20 protein-coding genes are annotated in these 18480 nt (G+C 46.6%); 9 read left to right on the forward strand and 11 right to left on the reverse strand.

Annotated features, from left to right (window positions below):
• Complete coding sequence (locus IPJ02_03350) at positions 1-729, forward strand: pyridoxine 5'-phosphate synthase (protein MBK7374616.1); 729 nt, start codon at positions 1-3, stop codon at positions 727-729.
• 417 nt (positions 730-1146) lie between these two features.
• Here the strand turns inward: IPJ02_03350 and IPJ02_03355 are convergent, their stop codons facing one another.
• From IPJ02_03355 to IPJ02_03400, 10 genes are all read right to left on the reverse strand, one after another.
• Entirely contained in the window at positions 1147-2235 is a 1089-nt protein-coding gene (locus IPJ02_03355; GenBank protein MBK7374617.1) for an AhpC/TSA family protein, read from the reverse strand.
• Positions 2236-2281: 46 nt separating this feature from the next.
• On the reverse strand, positions 2282-3052 hold the full coding sequence (locus IPJ02_03360) for a tryptophan synthase subunit alpha (protein ID MBK7374618.1): 771 nt from the start codon (positions 3050-3052) through the stop codon (positions 2282-2284).
• 2 nt (positions 3053-3054) lie between these two features.
• Positions 3055-3414 carry a hypothetical protein gene (locus tag IPJ02_03365; GenBank protein MBK7374619.1) on the reverse strand — a complete coding sequence of 120 codons (360 nt, stop codon included), beginning with the start codon at positions 3412-3414 and terminating at the stop codon, positions 3055-3057.
• Positions 3415-3480: 66 nt separating this feature from the next.
• Positions 3481-4671 carry a tryptophan synthase subunit beta gene (trpB, locus tag IPJ02_03370; protein MBK7374620.1) on the reverse strand — a complete coding sequence of 397 codons (1191 nt, stop codon included), beginning with the start codon at positions 4669-4671 and terminating at the stop codon, positions 3481-3483.
• 70 nt (positions 4672-4741) lie between these two features.
• Entirely contained in the window at positions 4742-5266 is a 525-nt protein-coding gene (locus IPJ02_03375; GenBank protein MBK7374621.1) for an N-acetyltransferase, read from the reverse strand.
• Between the two features lie 10 nt (positions 5267-5276).
• A complete protein-coding gene (locus tag IPJ02_03380; protein ID MBK7374622.1) occupies positions 5277-5906 on the reverse strand; it encodes a phosphoribosylanthranilate isomerase in 630 nt (209 codons plus the stop codon).
• Between the two features lies 1 nt (position 5907).
• Positions 5908-6705, reverse strand: coding sequence for an indole-3-glycerol phosphate synthase TrpC (trpC, locus tag IPJ02_03385; protein MBK7374623.1), 798 nt, complete (start codon positions 6703-6705; stop codon positions 5908-5910).
• Positions 6702-7694, reverse strand: coding sequence for an anthranilate phosphoribosyltransferase (gene trpD / locus IPJ02_03390; protein MBK7374624.1), 993 nt, complete (start codon positions 7692-7694; stop codon positions 6702-6704). Before trpD ends, trpC begins: the two co-directional genes overlap by 4 nt.
• Before the next feature lie 63 nt (positions 7695-7757).
• Positions 7758-8354, reverse strand: a complete 597-nt coding sequence (locus IPJ02_03395; GenBank protein ID MBK7374625.1) for an aminodeoxychorismate/anthranilate synthase component II — start codon at positions 8352-8354, stop codon at positions 7758-7760.
• A gap of 86 nt (positions 8355-8440) precedes the next feature.
• The gene (locus IPJ02_03400) at positions 8441-9874 is read right to left on the reverse strand and encodes an anthranilate synthase component I family protein (protein MBK7374626.1); all 1434 of its coding nucleotides are present in this window, start codon (positions 9872-9874) and stop codon (positions 8441-8443) included.
• Positions 9875-10212: 338 nt separating this feature from the next.
• On the opposite strand from IPJ02_03400, the gene IPJ02_03405 reads away from it, so the two are divergent.
• Genes IPJ02_03405 through IPJ02_03415 form a run of 3 tightly spaced genes read left to right on the forward strand, consistent with a single transcriptional unit; the run spans position 10213 to position 13583 of the window.
• A complete protein-coding gene (locus tag IPJ02_03405) occupies positions 10213-10503 on the forward strand; it encodes an N-acetyltransferase (protein ID MBK7374627.1) in 291 nt (96 codons plus the stop codon).
• 24 nt (positions 10504-10527) lie between these two features.
• Positions 10528-11157: an SDR family oxidoreductase gene (locus IPJ02_03410; protein MBK7374628.1), complete on the forward strand. Its 630-nt coding sequence runs from the start codon at positions 10528-10530 to the stop codon at positions 11155-11157.
• 17 nt (positions 11158-11174) lie between these two features.
• Positions 11175-13583 carry a prolyl oligopeptidase family serine peptidase gene (locus IPJ02_03415; protein ID MBK7374629.1) on the forward strand — a complete coding sequence of 803 codons (2409 nt, stop codon included), beginning with the start codon at positions 11175-11177 and terminating at the stop codon, positions 13581-13583.
• A gap of 330 nt (positions 13584-13913) precedes the next feature.
• On the opposite strand, the gene IPJ02_03420 is transcribed toward IPJ02_03415, so the two are convergent.
• The gene (locus IPJ02_03420) at positions 13914-14243 is read right to left on the reverse strand and encodes a hypothetical protein (GenBank protein ID MBK7374630.1); all 330 of its coding nucleotides are present in this window, start codon (positions 14241-14243) and stop codon (positions 13914-13916) included.
• Between the two features lie 614 nt (positions 14244-14857).
• On the opposite strand from IPJ02_03420, the gene IPJ02_03425 reads away from it, so the two are divergent.
• From IPJ02_03425 to IPJ02_03445, 5 genes are all read left to right on the forward strand, one after another.
• Positions 14858-15778, forward strand: coding sequence for a hypothetical protein (locus tag IPJ02_03425; protein ID MBK7374631.1), 921 nt, complete (start codon positions 14858-14860; stop codon positions 15776-15778).
• Positions 15768-16592, forward strand: a complete 825-nt coding sequence (locus IPJ02_03430) for a hypothetical protein (protein MBK7374632.1) — start codon at positions 15768-15770, stop codon at positions 16590-16592. Before IPJ02_03425 ends, IPJ02_03430 begins: the two co-directional genes overlap by 11 nt.
• Positions 16593-16783: 191 nt before the next feature.
• The gene (locus IPJ02_03435; protein MBK7374633.1) at positions 16784-17077 is read left to right on the forward strand and encodes a hypothetical protein; all 294 of its coding nucleotides are present in this window, start codon (positions 16784-16786) and stop codon (positions 17075-17077) included.
• A gap of 129 nt (positions 17078-17206) precedes the next feature.
• The gene (locus IPJ02_03440; protein MBK7374634.1) at positions 17207-17761 is read left to right on the forward strand and encodes a fasciclin domain-containing protein; all 555 of its coding nucleotides are present in this window, start codon (positions 17207-17209) and stop codon (positions 17759-17761) included.
• A 341-nt stretch (positions 17762-18102) separates the two neighbouring features.
• Positions 18103-18420, forward strand: a complete 318-nt coding sequence (locus IPJ02_03445; protein ID MBK7374635.1) for a hypothetical protein — start codon at positions 18103-18105, stop codon at positions 18418-18420.
• The last annotated feature ends 60 nt before the right edge of the window (positions 18421-18480 follow it).

Below are 18480 nucleotides of genomic sequence, written 5' to 3' on the forward strand. Positions count from 1 at the left end.
ATGACAAAACTTTCTGTTAACATCAACAAACTGGCCACCCTCCGCAACAGCCGTGGCGGCAACAACCCCGACCTGCTGAAGGCAGCAAAAGACATCGAGCGCTTTGGTGCAAATGGCATCACTGTACATCCCCGGCCCGATGAACGCCATATCCGCTATGCGGATGTGTATGACCTGAAAAAAATTGTAACCACCGAATTCAATATAGAGGGTAATTGCACCGAGCAGGGTTTTGTTGACCTGGTGCTGGCCAATAAACCCACACAGGTGACATTGGTTCCCGATGCCATCGGGCAATTGACCAGTAACCATGGGTGGAATACGATCGAGCACGCGGATTACTTAAAAGGCATGACCACTGTGTTTAAAAATGCCGGTATACGGGTCTCTGTTTTTGTTGACCCCATTATTGAAATGGTGGAAGGAGCGAAAGCCACGGGTACAGACCGGATCGAATTATATACGGAAGCTTTTGCAAGGGAATATGCAATGGGCAATAAGCAAACAGCAATCGCTCCGTATGTTGCTGCTGCCATTAAAGCCAATGAACTTGGGCTGGGCATCAATGCCGGGCACGACCTTGACCTGAACAACCTGAAATATTTTGCCGGGCACATCCCCGGGCTCCTGGAAGTTTCCATTGGCCATGCATTGATCTGCGATGCGATCTACCTGGGGCTGGAGAATACGGTGCAGTTGTATAAGCGGCAGTTGCATACTGTTGCATAAACAGGTGAGGGTGATCCCTGGAATCCATTCTATACCTAAACAGCATTTATGAATATTAAAAACTTTGCAAAAGCATTTATCATAACTTTTGGAATAGCTCTGATCGCGAATATCCTGCTATCGCTGTTATGGAATTATTTCATTAAAGAAAAAGGCCTGGTCGTAGATTGGGAAACATGTTTCAGAATGGCTATACTCTTTGCCATCATTATCCCGTTAACGCAGCGTAGTAATAAATCATCGGGTTAAGCTTAAGGTATCTTGATACCGGATCACTGTTCAACTGAACAGGCATTGCTGCTTCAATAAAGTTGAGAAGAAGTATAATGTACCAGCAAGGCCAGGCATTTATCCGGACAAAGAAGTTGAGTAAAGTACAAATGCCGGCAACCTAAAACTTCAAACCTCAAACCATCCCTACTTCAGCATCCTTTCCAGCTTCCTCTCCAACGCCGCTCCCCGCAGGTTTTTACCAACTACTTTTCCTTCGGGGTTGAGTAAAAAGTTTTGCGGAATGCTGTATATCTGGAACTGCTGTGCCACGGCATTGCTCCAGCCCTGCAGGTCGCTTACCTGGGTCCAGTAAAGGCCATCCATTTTTATAGCGTCGAGCCATGATTCCTTTGCTTTGTCGAGCGAAACGCCCAGCACGGTGAAGTTTTTGTCCTTGAATTTATTGAATGCTGCAACCAGGTTCGGGTTTTCCATGCGGCAGGGGCCGCACCAGCTTGCCCAGAAGTCGATCAGCACATATTTGCCACGCAGGGAGGACAGGCTCACCGGCACACCAGCCGTATCTGCCTGAGTGAAATCAGGCAACAACGTTCCTACCCCGTTCTTTTTGCCATCGGCCACCAACTGGGCAATGTACAAACCCATGGGAGATGACTTTATCTCAGGAGCAAGCTGGTTGTACAAACCTTCCATCTTAACAATATCATCTGCTACCTGGTTATAGCGCATTACAGCCAGTGGTGTTATGTAAGATGCGGTATGCGATGCCACAAATTCTTCGATCAGTTTCATGGCAGCAATACTGGCAGCAGAATCATAAAGAGCATTTTCTGCAAACAATGCCTGGTATGGTTCCAGGGTGGTATTGAACTGCTCAAAGTCTGTATGCGATCTTGATCCGGTCACTTTTGCTTTATCAATTGTTTCCTTTCTTCCGCTGATCTGAACCTGGCTGTTGTCGAGGAACAGGGTTATATAGGGCGCCTGCCTGTTGAAGAGTACGATCTTGAAATCCGGCTTTTCCATTTTTCCCCTGAACAGAAACTTATTCGCCTTTACGGTGCTGGTAAGCTCGGTCTCACCCGTCCGGCCATTCAAAAGCTCCACCTTGGTTCCTTCCGGAAAGCCCTGTACATCGCCGCTGACAACAAATCCGTCTACCGGTTTGGCCTGGGTAATTGTTTTAGCCGCCGGCTTTGGTTTCGGCTTTGGTTTTACCTGCGCAACAGAAAGAACGGGGATCAGCAAGAACAAAAGGAAAATTCTTCTCATCATTTCAAATTATGGACTGCAATTTAGGAAGATTTAGGCAGAACGGTTATGGCCGTATATCATTTAGGAATTCTTTAGTAGTCAGGTTGATATCCGCACTGTTGTGCAGCGCATTGATATAGGCTGAGCCGATGATGGCCCCGTTGGCGTGGCTGCAGGCAGCCGCAAAACCGGCCTTGTCTTTTATACCAAATCCCACCAGCACCGGGTTCCTGAGATCCAACGCTTTCAACCTGGTAAAATAACTTTCCTGCGCTTCTACCGGCTTGTTATTCCCGGTAGTGGCAGATGATGAAACAGCATAAATAAAACCACTGCCCAGACTGTCCAGTTTTTTTATTCGCTCATCCCCGGTTTCGGGCGTGACAAGGAAAATAAAGTCAAGCCCGTATTTGTTCAGGATAGCTCCGTATTCCGTCTCGAATTCATACACGGGCAGGTCGGGCAGGATGATCCCATCAATACCAAATGCAGCTGCAGCTGCACAGAATTTCTCAAAGCCGTATTGCAGAACCGGGTTCATGTATCCCATTAAGATAACAGGCAGGTGAATTTCATTCCTGAAATCTTTCAGCTGTTCAAACAGCCTGGCAATGGTCATCCCGTTTGCAATGGCTGTGCTGCTGCTTTGCTGAATTACCGGTCCGTCGGCAAGGGGATCGCTGTAAGGCATGCCGAGTTCAATGATATTGGCGTTGTAATCCTGTAATGCTTTTATCATTTCCATGGTGGAGTCCAATTGAGGATAACCTGCAGTACAGTAGATGTTCAATATGTTTTTCCTCTTTTCAGAAAAAAGTTTTCTTATCCTGCTCATTTCTATCTTTCTGAAGGAACAAGGGTCAGTTCCTGCCCGTCTAAAATGATGTGGTTATAACGTGGCTTGGCATCGATATCGAGTACCAGGTTATACCGGGCCTTCTTTTTAGCTACGGTATTGGGGAAAGTTACAATGATGCTGTCACCCTTCCTGTCCACGGTATAATTCTTTCCATCAAATCCATCATCCATACAACTGGTGAATTCATAGCGTTCGCCATTGATGTTGGAGATGATCTTAACGGGAGATGCCTGGCTGTTACATTCACCCAGCTTTTCAAATTTCAACTTATGGTTGATGAATGAATCGCTGCAGGAAAAAAGAAAACTACAACAGGTAATAAAAGTTATGTATCGCATTATTTAAAACATTTTAGTGAATTAGTGTCTCTGGCCCCTCTCCTTTGGAGAGGGGTTGGGGTGAGGTCAGATATATCTCATGTACGTTTCAAGGTCCTTATCCCCCCGGCCGCTCAAACAAACCACCACCACATCGGTCTTCTTAAAGTTGATCATTTTTAAAGCATGCAGTGCATGTGCCGATTCCAGCGCCGGGATGATCCCTTCCAGTTTACTCAGTTCAAAAGCGGCATTCAATGCTTTGTTATCGGTGGCGCTCATGAATATTGCCCGGCCCGTTTCAAACAAATGTGCATGCAGCGGACCAATGCCGGGATAGTCGAGGCCGGCAGAGATGCTGTGCGGCTCCACCACCTGGCCATCTCCGGTCTGCATCAGCAGGCTTTTACTGCCATGCAATATACCGGGTTTACCCAATTGGGTGGTGGCAGCGCTCATGCCGCTGTTGATACCACAACCGGCCGCTTCCACTGCGATGAGTTTTACATCTTTATTATCTAAAAAATGGTAGAAAGCTCCTGCTGCATTGCTGCCGCCCCCCACGCATGCCAGTACATAATCCGGATCTTCACTGCCTGACTGTTCCAATAGCTGTTGCTTTATTTCTTCGCTTATCACAGCCTGGAACCTGGCAACCATATCGGGATAAGGATGTGGCCCCACCACCGAACCGATTATATAATGTGTATCCACCGGGTTATTGATCCAGTCGCGGATGGCTTCATTGGTAGCGTCCTTCAATGTCCTGCTCCCGCTGGTCACAGGTACCACGGTTGCACCCAGCATTTTCATCCTTGTTACGTTGGGCGCCTGGCGCTCCATATCTTTTTCTCCCATGTACACGATACATTCCAGTCCTTTCAATGCACAGACGGTTGCCGTTGCCACACCATGCTGACCTGCACCGGTCTCAGCAATGATCCTTTTTTTACCCAGGCGTTGCGCCAGCAGTATCTGCCCGATGGTATTGTTTATTTTATGGGCACCGGTATGGCAAAGGTCTTCCCGCTTTAAAAATATCCGTACCCTGTATTTACTGCTCAACCGTTCTGCAAAAAACAGGGGTGTAGGCCTGCCAACATAATCCCTCAGCAGTTCCTGGAATTCTTCCTGGAACCCTTCTTCATACATTAGCTGCAGGTAATTGTCCTGGAGTTCCTTCACATTGGGGTATAGCATCTCCGGTACGAAGGCGCCTCCGAAATTTCCGTAGTACCCGTGTTCATCTGGTTGCTGATATGTACCTGTTGTTATCATTTCCGATTCAATTATATATCATCCAGCCATGCTGCGATATGAATTCCTTTTGCAAAACAGGATCACCGTTTCAATCTTTTCTGTTTTGCCCTTCAGAAGACAGGGGTAATATCAACTGCAGGAATTTCAGGTCAAGCCACCTGCCAAACTTGAACCCCACTTCCTTAAAATGTGCCACTTCCACAAAACCAAAACTCCTGTGCAGGTGCAGACTCACTTCATTGCCGGCATCAATACCGGCGATGATGGTATGCATCTTCAGTTTCCCTGCTGCTTCAATGATGGGCGGCATCAGTAATTTTCCTATCCCTCTTCTCCTTGCGTTTGCTGCCACGTGTACCGTATTCTCTACCGAGAACTGGTAGGCCGTTGGCACCCGGAATGGCCCGATGGTACTCATCCCTAAAATGACCCCGTCCTCTTCAGCCACAAATACCGGGAAACCCCTTTGTTTCCTTTCTTCAAACCATTGCCTGCGCATCTCCAGCGTGTGCGGTTCATAATAATATACCGCCGTAGTATGTTCAATAATATCATTGTAGATATCCAGTATCGGCGGCAGATCATCTTCCGTTGCAGGTCTGACGGTTATCATGCTTTATCATTTATTTCTTGAACCCCTGCCTGAACTGCAACAGCAGCGCCATGTCTTTTACACCCGGCTCTTTCTCAAATTTGCTGTTGATGTCCACTGCATAAAAATCCGGGTGCCTGAATGCTTTTATTTTCGCCACATCGTCCACCCCGATGCCGCCACTTAAAAAGAAGGGCTTTTCTATTTTGGCCCGGGTCAGGATATTCCAGTCGAACTGCTTACCCGTACCACCTAAACTCTCCGTCAACCCACCCGTATCAAATAAATAATAATCACAAACCGCATCGTAGGGTGCAACCAGTTTATCAATATCCTCATCCCCGCTGATGCGGAAGGACTTTATCACTTCCACTTCACTGCTCAGGTCTTCGCACATTTCCGGGCTTTCGTCTCCATGCAGCTGCACCACTTCCAGCCCATACTCATCAATGGCATCCAGCACATCGATCATTTCGGGATTAACAAACACACCCACTTTCTTCAGGTCAAAATCAGCATTCTTCAGGTCCTTCCCGGGGATCTTGTCGCCCATGTACCTCGGGGAATCCTTGTAAAAGATCAATCCGGCAAAATCAATGTCCAGGCCATCTAACTGCTGCAGTTGTTTCAGTTGGGTAATGCCACATACTTTAATGTTCATCTTATGATTGTTTTAATTGTTGTACAAATTGCCTGAATGCCTCTCCCGGGTGACCGGCTTTCATGAATTTTTCCCCGATTAAAAATCCATTGAATCCTTCTTCTCTCAGCATTCGTATCGTTCCCACATCATCAATACCGCTTTCGGCGATTTTGATCTTACCGGCCGGCAACTTCTTTGAAAGCCTTATGGAATGACCGATGTCAACCTGGAAAGTTTTTAAATTTCGGTTATTTATCCCAACCATATCCACTTCGTTACAAATATGTCCCAATTCACTTTCGTCATGCAGTTCCAGCAGTACTTCCAGCCCGTATTTTTTGGCTTCAATTGCCAGCGCTTCTACCCGGGCCGGAGACAGAATGGCTGCTATGAGAAGAATTACATCTGCCCCATACGCCTTGGCTTCCAGCACCTGTATTTCATCAATAATAAAGTCTTTTCTCAAAATGGGGAGTTCTGTCACAACCCGGCAAACAGTGATATCCGGCAGATCACCGCCAAAGAATTCAGCATCTGTTAAAACCGAGGCGCCGGCTGCCCCATACTCTTCATAGCACATTACAATTGCCGGCGCTGAATAATCATCCGCTTTAAACCAGCCTTTGGAAGGCGATCTTCTTTTAAATTCTGCAATGATACCCGTGCTGTTCTCTTTTAATAAACTTTGTTTCAGGGAAAAACATTCCCGGTCAAAGTCAGTCGAAAAGGACCTGTACCAATCCAGGTCAGCAAAGGATTTTTTATACTCAACTTCTTTTTTCTTGACTGCAACTATTTCATCTAAAATAGTATTCACTGGAACGATATTAATTTTTTAAATGATTGATAAGCCCTCCCGCTCTCCAGGCTTTCTACTGCCAGTTGGTAACAGGCTTCGTAACCTTCATATTTTCCCGTGCATTGCAATGCCATCGCCGAATTAGCCAGTACCACCGCATTCTGTGCCCAGCTTCCCTCCCCCTTCAATATCTTCAGGAAGATCCCTGCAGCTTCCTCCACGGAATTACCCCCATGAATGTCCGTTGGGTTCACCGTCCGCTTCCCAAGTTGTTCAGCACTGCAGATCTTTTCCCCGCTGTTGCTTATTATTTTAGTATCCCCTGTCAGGGAAATCTCATCATAGCCATCCAGGCCATGAATAATGGTAAAAGCACCCGCTCCCTGCTGCAATAAATAATTATATATCCTGGCCATCTCCAGGTTATACACGCCCACCAGCAGGTATTTTGGTGAAGCAGGGTTCACCATCGGGCCCAGCATATTAAAAAAGGTACGAACGCCCAGGCTCTTCCGGATGGGACCTACCACTTTCAATGCCGGGTGAAATAACGGAGCATGTAAAAAACAAATATTGGCTTCTTCCAGTTCTTTTTTCAATGCTCCTGTATCGGCTTTAAAAGTATAACCCAGTTGTTCCATTACATTGCTGGAGCCGCTGATGGAGGAAGCGCCGTAATTACCATGTTTGGCAACTTTGTTACCCGTTCCTGCCACGATAAAACAACTGAGGGTAGAGATATTGAATGTATTCTTCCCGTCGCCGCCCGTACCAACTATATCCATCAGTTCATATCCATCCAGGCCAACCTGCACACGTAGTTCCAGCAATGCATCCCGGAAGCCCTGCAGTTCATCAATACTGATGCTGCGCATTAAATACACGGTAATGAATGCGGCGATCTCTGCATCACTGTACACTTTTTTGGAAATATTGTGCAATACTTCCTTTGCCTGTTCCCTGGAAAGGCTTTTGTGTTCGAATAAATAGTTCAGGATCTTTTTCATGCCCCTGTCTCCGCCTGCTGGCGGAGAACTTAGATTTATGATGAATACTATTTTTACTCTTGCCTAGTTCCTCCGCCAGTTGGCGGGGGCGGAGGGGGTTAACCAGTTCCGCAATATCTGCTCCCCGTCCGGCGTCAGCACACTCTCCGGGTGAAACTGAACTCCCTGCACATCAAATTCTTTATGCTGCAACCCCATGATATATCCATTCGCATCCCGTGCAGTTACTTCCAGCACCCCGGGAAGGTCATCATCGCTTACGATCCAGCTATGGTAACGCCCTGCTTCGATTTCCTCTCCAAGTCCTTTCAGGATCCCGGACCTGGTATTCAGAATTTTTACCGGGGTTGCCACCCCATGATAAACAGTAGTAAGGTTCACCAATGTTCCTCCAAAAGCTTCCGCTATGGCCTGGTGTCCGAGGCAAACACCCAATATCGATTTTGAAGCGGCATATTCCTTTATCAATGGCAAAAGCAAACCGGCTTCTTTCGGGATACCTGGTCCCGGGGATAAAATTATTTTATCATAAACGGCAATGTCCGCTAAACCGATCCGGTCATTGCGGAACACATCAATTTTCTCACCCGTTATCTTTTCAACAAGATGAACGAGGTTGTACGTGAACGAATCGTAATTATCGAATACTAAGATTTTCATGGTCTGACGTTAATGTTCATGGTTCATAGTTCATGGTTCATGGAAGCGGGTTCTGCTATGAACCATCAACCATGAACCATGAACAATTAATCGATATTTCCTGCCCCTTCAATGGCCTGTTTCAATGCGTTCAGTTTATTATTCACTTCCTGCAGTTCAGTTTCCGGTTCACTGGCTGCTACGATACCGGCACCCGCCTGGTAGAACAGGGTATTATCCCTGCTCAAAAATGTACGGATCATGATGGCATGGTTGATGCTGTTGTCGAAACCGATGAAACCGATGGCCCCGCCATAATAACCGCGGGCTGTTGTTTCATATTCACTGATCAGCTGCATGGCCTTTATTTTCGGAGCCCCGCTTAACGTACCTGCCGGAAAAGTGGCCGCCAGCAAGGTGAACGGGTTTATGTCACCATCCACTTTCCCGGTCACTTCGCTCACCAAATGTATGACATGGCTATAGTAATTTATTTTCTTGTATTGCGTCACTGCTACTTCGCTGCACACCCTGCTCAGGTCATTCCGGGCCAGGTCAACCAGCATCACGTGTTCGGCATTTTCCTTTGGTTCGTTCTTCAATTGTACCGCAAGCAGTTCATCCTGTTCATCATCGCCCGTTCTCTTGAACGTGCCGGCAATGGGATGAACAACAGCCTTACCTTTGTCAACGATCAGCTGGCTTTCGGGTGAAGAACCCATCAGTTTATAATCGCCGTAATCAAAATAAAATAAATACGGGCTCGGGTTGATGCTCCGCAGTGCCCGGGATACATTAAAATCATCCCCGGTAAAATGCTGCTCAAAACGCCTGCTGAGCACAACCTGGAATACATCTCCCCGGTAACAGGCGGCGATCCCCTTCTTCACCATTTCCACATAGGCTGCATCGGTCATATTGGACATCTCTTCTCCAACACTCCTGAATGGAAAAACAGGAACGTCGCGGTTCCTGATCAGGCTTTCAATTATTTCCAGCTCACTCTCTATCCCCTGTACCTGGTTTTCGCAAAGGAGCAGTTCATCTTTAAAATGATCGATGGCGATCATGTACTGATAAAGGCGGTAACGTATTAACGGAATGCCGCTCCCCTCTCCTCCTGGAGAGTCCCGATACCCATCGGGAGGGGGTATGTCATCAAAGAACTGAACCGCCTCATAGCTGGTATAACCAAATAACCCCTGTGCAACACGTACCGGTTTTGTTACGGCCCCCTTTATTTCAAACCGCTGCATGAATTCCCGGAGATGCCGGGTTACGTCCCCCGGGGTATCGATCCTGATCCGTTCAGCATGCTGGCCCGGAAGTTTAAATTCAATGACAGAAGGATTGCTTACCTCAATTCCTGCAATGGCATTGACACCGATGAATGAATAACTGTTCTCCCCGGCGTGGAAATCGGTACTCTCCAATAGTATCGTATCCCTGAACCGGTCACGCAGGCGCAGGTAAATGCCAACAGGTGTATATACATCGGCGAGCATTTTTTTGTACGTGGTTTGTATCTCTATTCTTTTCATTACCCCTGTCTCCGCCAGTTGGCGGAGAATTTCAATTTATAGTTTATAAAATAATTTCTGACTGCATACAATAAAGAAATGCTTTTACTATTTTTTACTCCTGCCCGGTTCCTTCGCGAACTGGCGGAGGTGGAGGGGCATCAAAAAGCCCCAACACATCGTGTCGGGGCCCGTAATTATTTAGTTACATGTAATAACAGTGCAGCGACACGTCAGTCTTTTGACTGCCACCACCAACTGCTGCTATTTGTATTGATCATGCTCATTCCTGTTGCAAATATGTGTACAAATCGGTTACTAAAAAAACTTTTTTAGTAAATTGAATAAATTTTTACAATATGCTGATACAACAGAAACAGGATGGCAGCAAAGGCTCCTTTTATGTGGAAGAGCAAGGAAGGCCGCTGGCCGAAATGACCTGGTCGATGACCGGAACCGACCTGATGATCATTGACCACACCGAGGTATCAGATGAATTAAGGGGTAAAAATGTGGGCTACCAGCTGGTGAACGCTGCCGTGGAATATGCCCGGGCAAACCACATCAGAATTTTACCACTCTGTCCCTTTGCAAACTCCGTTTTCAAAAGAAAAGCAGAAGAATTTGGCGACGTACTCAGGGGGAATTGAAGTAACTTCATCAAAATAAAAAAAGTGAACCTCATCGTATTCGGAGCCACCGGCCAGGTGGGTAAGCAACTGGTTCAGCAGGCGCTGTTCAAAGGCCATCATGTAAAAGCATTTGGAAGGAATGTTTATACCACCGTTTTTTTGCAGGCAGATGACCTGCAACTGGTACAAGGGGCTTTGTTTGATGAAGGCGAAGTGTATAAAGCGGTCAAAGGTTGCGATGCGGTGCTCTCTGCCATTGGCGGCGCCTCCGACGGAAGCGATAAGACCCGTACGCTCGGTATGAAGAACATCATAAAGCAAATGAACAAGGCGGGCGTGAAGCGGATCGTTGCGCTTGGCGGCCTGGGCGTTCTGAATGCAGATGAGACCAGACTGTTGATCGACAAAGAGGATTACCCGCCGGAATATAAAGCCGTGGGCCTGGAGCATAAAAAAGCGTTTGAACTGCTGAACCAAAGCGGGCTGGACTGGACCTTTGTTTGTTCTCCCGATATTATTGACAAGGGGCCAACGGGCAGCTATGTCACCAATGCCGGTTATCCTCCCGAACAGAATAAATACAGGATCAATACCGGTGACCTGGCCATGTTCATGCTGAATGAACTGGAAAAGAATGAGTACATTAAACAACGCGTTGGAATTTCAAACTGAAAATACAAACACACAATATGAAAAATATCTTCATCATCGCCCTGCTGTTCATTGGCAACAGCCTCTTCGCCCAGGATGCCATCGAATACCAGGTACCGCCCAAAGAGATTTACGACCTGGTAATGGCAAAACCAACCCCCGGCGTCAGCTTCGACAGTAAAGGGCAATACATGCTCCTGCTCGACCGGAGTGACATGCCATCGGTGGAAGACCTTGCCCAGCCCGAGTTACGCATCGCCGGGCTACGGATAAACCCAAACAATTTCGGACCCAGCAGGACCAGCTATTTTACCAATATCACCATTAAAGAAGTGGCAACCGGCAAAGAATTCCCTGTTACCGGCTTACCGGCTAACCTGAAAGCCGGCAACCTGCAATGGAGCCCCGATGAAGACAAAGCCGCTTTCACCAATACCACCGGCAACGGCATTGATATTTATGTGTTGGGTATTAAAACCCGCAAAGCAACCAAAATAAACAAAGCTGCCGTTAACCTGGTTTTAAACGCGGCTTTCGACTGGATAGACAACAACAGCCTGCTCTATGCTGCCGTAAACAAGCCGCTCAGCATGGCGCCAAAAAAACCACTGGCACCAAAAGGCCCGGTTGTACAGCAGAACTTAGGCAAGGTAGCTGCCAGCGTTACCTTCCAGGACCTGATAAAATCTCCCTTTGATGAAACACAGTTTGAATTTTATGCCAGCACCCAACTGGTAAAAAACACCAATGGCATTGAAACGAAGATCGGTACACCAGCCATATACAGCAGTGTAAATATATCTCCTGATAAAAAATACCTGCTTGTAAAAAGAATTGACAAACCCTTTTCCTATTTAGTTACCGCCGGTGGCTTTAACAGCACCATGATGATAACCGACATGAACCTGGTCACTGTAAAAGTGCTGGCAAAATTACCGAGCAGCGAGCTGGCGCCAAGAGGAAACGACAATGTATTGAATGCACCCCGTGGTTATGGCTGGTTAAGTAATTCGCCGGCAACCGTAAGGTGGATAGAGCCATTGGACAGCGGCCTCATCAAAAATAAAATGGATCACCATGATGCAGCTTTTACGTTAGCAGCTCCATTTACCGGCACGCCAAAAGAACTCGTAAAAACTGCCGAACGCATGTACAGTATAACGGATGTTACTGCCGATCTTTTCTTTGTTACCGAAGGTTCGCGGGCAAAACACCGAATGAAGATGAGCAAGATGTATGGCAATGGAAAAATGGAAGTGCTGGTTGACCGGAGTACCGACGATGCGTATAACGATCCCGGTTCACCCCTCACCGAAAAAAACAAATGGGGCCGTACTGTTCCCAAACTGATCAACGGTTCACAGTTGGTCATGCGGGGGAATGGCGCTTCAGCCAAAGGCGACCTGCCTTTCCTAAACAGTTTCGACATCAATACCAAAGAGACCAAACAGCTCTGGCGCTGCGAAGAACCCTATTATGAGACCGTGACCGATGTGCTGGACTATGATAAGCTGATCATTGTTACCAACAGGCAAAGCCAGGATGAACAACCCAATTATTACCTGCGTGACCTGAAAAATAATTCCGTAAAAGCCATCACCGGTTTCCCCGATCCGCAACCCGGGCTGCGTGGCATCACCAAACAGAAGATCACGTACAAGCGCAAAGATGGTGTTGACCTGGCTGCCGACCTATACCTGCCAAAAGGTTACGATGCAAAAAAAGACGGGCCATTACCTGTTATCATGTGGGCCTATCCCCGTGAATTTAAAAGTGCAGCCGATGCGGCACAATTGCGTGGCAGCAAATACACATTTACCCGGGTAGGCTATGGCTCTGTTGTTTTCTGGGCTACGCAGGGGTATGCTATTATGGATAACACCGAGTTCCCCATTGTGGGCGAAGGCGACAAACAACCCAACGATAACTTTGTGGACCAGCTGACCTGGAGCGCTGAAGCCGCCATTGATAAAGTGGCGGAAATGGGTGTTGGCGACCGCAACCGGGTGGCTGTTGGCGGCCACAGTTACGGGGCATTCATGACCGCAAACCTGCTGGCACATACAAAATTGTTCAAGGCAGGCATTGCCCGCAGCGGCGCTTACAACCGCACCCTCACCCCATTTGGTTTCCAGAATGAGGAACGTACCTACTGGCAGGCGCCCGAAGTGTATTTTAAAATGAGCCCCTTCAGTTATGCAAGCCAGATCAAAACACCGATGCTGATGATACACGGCGAAGCCGACAACAACCCCGGCACCTTTCCCATACAAAGCGAACGCCTGTACAATGCCATCAAAGGCCATGGCGGCACGGTACGTTTTGTGCAACTGCCATTTGAAAGTCATGGTTATGCCGCAAAGGAAAATATACTGCACATGCTTTGGGAACAGGACCAGTGGCTGAGCAAATATGTGAAGTATTATGGTACGCCGTATGTGAAGTAACACTGAGCGGAGTCGAAGTGTTGGTTGGAAGTACTGAGCGAAGTCGAAGTACGGGCGAAGTCGAAGTACGGGCGAAGTCGAAGTACGGGCGAAGTCGAAGTACGAGCGAAGTTGAAGTACGGGCGAAGTCGAAGTACGGGCGAAGTCGAAGTACGGGCCGACTTGAGAAATAAGTTTAACAAACTATATTTCTTTACCCAATCCCGTCCCGGTCGCGGCAGGACTTATTTGTGCAGTACACTATTCAAGCATTGGCTGAACAGGAGGGTTAAAATGCCATAAATTCTGATATAATCTTCTTAAATTCAGGCGTTTGCATCATCTTTTCTGTCAAAGCAGTTGCATCAGAAACTTTAGGATATTTTTTTCCATTTTAAAAAGCGTACACCCGCAATAATTTTTCGCTTTTTCCTCACTGAGCTCCGCCTTTGCGGATTCAATGCAGCTTGCCAGGAAATCTGACCGGTCTGCTGAGGACCATGAGCTTTTAGAGACAAGACAATCCTGGATCTCTTTTTTCATTTCAGGGGTATTCAGATCCGCTTCCGTTAACTTAGCGGCCTCTTCGATTGCCGGATATTTTCTTTCGATATATTCCTGCATACAATAGCAGTAGTAGCGGGCGGCATCTTCATTCATTCCCTTTTTTGCATTTCCCATACAGTCGGTTATAAAAGAATACCGTTCGGCTGAAGGCCAGCCTTTTTTTTCTGCTGACCCCTGGGCAAAAACTTTCCCGGTGAAGAGGATGGAGATCAGCAGGCAGGAGTATAGTGCTTTTTTCATGATGTAATATACAAATTCATTACAAATGAAACCCGCAGCGTATTTTCATGCTGCCGGGTGCGGGCATGCAATAAAGCAAAATTGTGTGTTGCCGAATCGGCCGTGCTGGCATGACTGCACAAAATCGTTTCCCGTTTAAATAAAAAAGGTCGTAGGTTACAAACAAAAGTTCTTTTAAGCAGACCCTGCGAAGATCAGCATTGATCACGGCAAAAGGCTTCCTTATATCCTTGCCTTCACCATCCTGTTCTTCCTGCTGATCCTGTGGTTCTGCACCTGGCTCAATGGCCTGGAATGCACGGTTCGTCAGCAGGTGACCAAAAATTCAGGCATTCAAATATTGAGTACATTTATTAAATGAATCCCGGCACACTAAAAAGGTTCAAAAAGCAACCCGCTTTATATTTTCTTCCATCCCCGTTCATGTAAAGGTCTCTTCCCTTGCGTGCCTGTTCACGGGCCTGCAATTTTTCTCCTATGCCCAGTTATTGCCGGGCTTTAAGCCAACAGGCCTGTTTGATGAGCAGGAATTGACCCTGGAAGGTCAATGGAAAGACGTTACCATAAACATCAATGCGCCGGTACAGCTGAACCCCCGGGGAAAAACCTACCTCGTCTTTTATGCATTGCCCAACGGCAACAGCATAGAATGGACAAAAGGAAAGAAACTGAAACCAGGTGATGACTGGCATTTTGATATCCAGCATATTGCTGCACAAACCAGGTATGTCCGGCGTATCGACAAAAAGAATACGTACATCCTGGTTTATTTAATGGCCGGTCAAAAAAGCTGGCCCGCCTGGAAACGCAGCACCCCGGATCCCATTTACGTGGTCAAAAATATTGTTGACAGTATCTGCCGGCTGTTCGGGACCTATGATCCTAAGATCATACTGAACGGGCATAGTGGCGGAGGCAGTTTCATATTTGGATTCCTTGATGCAGTGGAGAACATACCTGCCACGGTTGAACGGATCGCTTTCCTGGACAGCGATTACGGGTACGAAGAAGATAAGCATAAGCATAAACTGCAGAACTGGTTGGAGCAAAGCAAGGCCAACAGCTTACTGGTGCTTGCATATAATGACAGCATGGTGATATACAATGGCAAACCCCTCGTAAGTGCAACCGGCGGCACCTGGTACCGCAGCCGCCTGATGCAGCGAAACCTTTCTTCTTCCTTTGATTTTACTACCGTTATTGACACGGCTTTCATTCATCATTCAGCCCTTGGCGGAAGGATAAAGATCATCCTGAAAGAAAATCCTGCCGGGCTTATCTACCATACCGAACAGGTGGCCAGGAACGGATTCATCCTCTCCCTTCTTTTCGCTACAAAATTTGACCGGAAAAAGTACTTTACCTATTTTGCTGAACGGGCTTACGAAAAATTCATACTTGATCAGTAAATTTCTTATAGCGGCATACCTTATCACCGGTCTTGTTGCCTGCAGCAGCAGCAGCAGATCATTTTACCTGGAAGTACCTACTCCGGCAACACAAAGAATAAGCGGAACCATTTTTTATAAAACCGTGGCAGCCTGGCAATGGGCGGCCAGGGACTCCCTGGCGGTACAGGAGATACTGGCGGGAAATGTCCCCTCCTTCCTGCAGAAATTTGTGAGGGTAAGCTCCCAGATAACAGACAGTGCAGGCACTATTCACCAGGCTGTTTTTTATGTGTCTCCCGATTACCTTTCAGTAGGTACGGATGAAGATTGGGCAAGGGTTCCGCTCACACCCATGGCAGCACAAAAGATCGCCGACCGTTTTCACTGTTTTCTGCCCACCCGGAAAATGGTTGATCTCATTTACCAACAGGCAGTGACAAAACCGGAACCGGTACCCATGTATGCCTTCCGTGACAGCAGTGTGACCATGTGGCAACATCACCTGGTCATTGAGGGACAACGAAAGGGAAGGATGGGGTTGATAGCCGGCATCAAAAAAGATGTAGTGATCTCGGAAAAGATCTCAAGAGACCCCAAACCCGCCCGGGTAGCCATTTACGGATGGCATCAATTAAACGGCAGACCGATCCAGCCCCTCTACACAGGGCACATAAACTGGTATGTGGATTACAGCCATGGCATACGATTGATCCATCAGAAAATAAAAGTGGACGGAAAAGAAATGGATTATACGGATATACTGAAACATCCTGTCTATCACAGGTTAATCTGTGATGAAGAATTCTGTGATCAGTATAAATACTCTTATTAGGTTCCAGGACGTTTACCGGGTGAAACAAATTTTTCCTGCCCGATTCCTGTCTCAGCTCCGTTTTTTACAATACGAAGTAACCAAAGACAATTAGCAATTCTTTAACCCGGCCCAGGCCTGCCAGGATAACGTTTTGATTCCATGTCCTGAAACTTTATTTGCCATAATTTGTTATAAAGAAAAGTACACTTATGAAGAATGAAGTAAAGAACAATTTTCTGAATCACAGGCCCCTCACTTGTGAGGCGTTGAATAAATTACAACAGAAAGGATATAAATATCTGCAGGTACAGGGCTACACAATGGATCATCACCTGGAATATGTAGATCCCCATTACCTGATGCTGGTTCCTGTTAAAGAACTGTCGTCAAGCAGGTCAAAAATGGATGTGTATGAAGCCATCGACAGCGATATAATCCTGGAATGGATGAAAACGGCCGACACAAGTGACCGGGTGGAAATATTCCTGGCGGGCGCAAACTGATTTTTGTTTAACCTGGCCACACGCTTAAAACGAAAGTTTAAACAGCAGAAAAAAACAGATCTTTTTCATGTCCTTTAGCAAACATTTAGGGATGGTTTGTGTTGTTTCTGAAACACAAATTATATGATTATGAAAAAGAACATTTTCTCAATTATTGCCTTCACCGCATTCAGCACATTTGCATTAACCGCCTGTAATACCGGTGAAAAAAAAGAGGTGGAAGCGGCTCCGGAAGTCGTTAAAGAAGAAGTGAAAGCACCTGCTCCGGCCCCAAAAGATATTGTTGATGTAGCCATCGGTTCAACCGATCATACTACACTGGTAGCAGCGGTAACAGCAGCAGGCCTGGTTGAAACATTGAAAGGTGCAGGCCCGTTTACCGTATTTGCCCCAACCAATGCGGCTTTTTCAGCTTTACCAGCCGGAACTGTGGAAGGTTTATTGAAGCCTGAGAACAAAGCAAAGCTCACCGGAATTTTAACGTACCATGTGGTAGCCGGGGCAGTTAAAGCTTCCGACCTGAAAGACGGCCAGAAAGTAAAAACCTTGCAAGGCGAAGAACTCACTGTATCCATCAAAGACGGCAAGGTAATGATCAATGGCGCCAATGTTACTTCTGCTGATTTAACTGGCAGCAATGGTGTGGTGCATGTAATTGATGCTGTTTTGATGCCAAAAAAATAAGGCAGTATTTGTTTACGGTTTATAATTATAAGGCGGGAGCAACTTTTGTTGCTCCCTTTTTTTGAAATCTCTGCACCCCGCCCGCATCTCCACCAAATAATTCCATAGCTTATTCTATGATCCTGCGCCCTGGTCGGTGTCCTCACCGAACAGTTCCATTGCTTATTCTATGATTCTCAATGCTTAAACTGTCAACAGGAAATCCCCCATAGCATAATTACTACCCTCAAATTAAATTAACTCTACATTTTTCCCTGGCTGCCACACTTAACTTCACATCACGAACGTTATAGGTTACCGATTCTATCCATATTCTGTATAAAAGCATTAAAATCTATTTTATGAACACCAATCAGCAGCAAACAGAGCTTTTGCTCATGATGCATACCAGGTTCTTCTCAAAGCAGCTTGAAAAAGTAAACCGTATTGATGCCAGGGACTGGTATTCAAAAAGGGAGCAACTGATAGAAGCCTGCTGGGAAGGACTGACATCAGAAATACTGCCCGAGTGTTTTGTTGAGGGAAACCAGGCAGAACTGTGGGAGATCATTGACGGCAATAATTATCTTGACCTTGAATTTTGTGAAGGCAGGATAAAAAAAGACAAGCATCATTCCTTAAATCCTTATGTTTTCATGCAGGTACAGGGCTTGAATTAATACGATCTGAAATCATTCTTAAAAACCTATAAGGTCAGCAACAGGCGGGTCTTATAGGTT

This window comes from Chitinophagaceae bacterium (assembly GCA_016710165.1).
GTDB lineage: Bacteria > Bacteroidota > Bacteroidia > Chitinophagales > Chitinophagaceae > Ferruginibacter.

Coding starts and splice junctions, on each gene's coding strand:
- IPJ02_03350 (MBK7374616.1), top strand. CDS start 1: ATGACAAAACTTTCTGTTAACATCAACAAACTGGCCACCCTCCGCAAC.
- IPJ02_03355 (MBK7374617.1), bottom strand. CDS start 2,235: ATGAGAAGAATTTTCCTTTTGTTCTTGCTGATCCCCGTTCTTTCTGTT.
- IPJ02_03360 (MBK7374618.1), bottom strand. CDS start 3,052: ATGAGCAGGATAAGAAAACTTTTTTCTGAAAAGAGGAAAAACATATTG.
- IPJ02_03365 (MBK7374619.1), bottom strand. CDS start 3,414: ATGCGATACATAACTTTTATTACCTGTTGTAGTTTTCTTTTTTCCTGC.
- trpB (MBK7374620.1), bottom strand. CDS start 4,671: ATGATAACAACAGGTACATATCAGCAACCAGATGAACACGGGTACTAC.
- IPJ02_03375 (MBK7374621.1), bottom strand. CDS start 5,266: ATGATAACCGTCAGACCTGCAACGGAAGATGATCTGCCGCCGATACTG.
- IPJ02_03380 (MBK7374622.1), bottom strand. CDS start 5,906: ATGAACATTAAAGTATGTGGCATTACCCAACTGAAACAACTGCAGCAG.
- trpD (MBK7374624.1), bottom strand. CDS start 7,694: ATGAAAAAGATCCTGAACTATTTATTCGAACACAAAAGCCTTTCCAGG.
- IPJ02_03395 (MBK7374625.1), bottom strand. CDS start 8,354: ATGAAAATCTTAGTATTCGATAATTACGATTCGTTCACGTACAACCTC.
- IPJ02_03400 (MBK7374626.1), bottom strand. CDS start 9,874: ATGAAAAGAATAGAGATACAAACCACGTACAAAAAAATGCTCGCCGAT.
- IPJ02_03405 (MBK7374627.1), top strand. CDS start 10,213: ATGCTGATACAACAGAAACAGGATGGCAGCAAAGGCTCCTTTTATGTG.
- IPJ02_03415 (MBK7374629.1), top strand. CDS start 11,175: ATGAAAAATATCTTCATCATCGCCCTGCTGTTCATTGGCAACAGCCTC.
- IPJ02_03420 (MBK7374630.1), bottom strand. CDS start 14,243: ATGGGAAATGCAAAAAAGGGAATGAATGAAGATGCCGCCCGCTACTAC.
- IPJ02_03435 (MBK7374633.1), top strand. CDS start 16,784: ATGAAGAATGAAGTAAAGAACAATTTTCTGAATCACAGGCCCCTCACT.
- IPJ02_03440 (MBK7374634.1), top strand. CDS start 17,207: ATGAAAAAGAACATTTTCTCAATTATTGCCTTCACCGCATTCAGCACA.
- IPJ02_03445 (MBK7374635.1), top strand. CDS start 18,103: ATGAACACCAATCAGCAGCAAACAGAGCTTTTGCTCATGATGCATACC.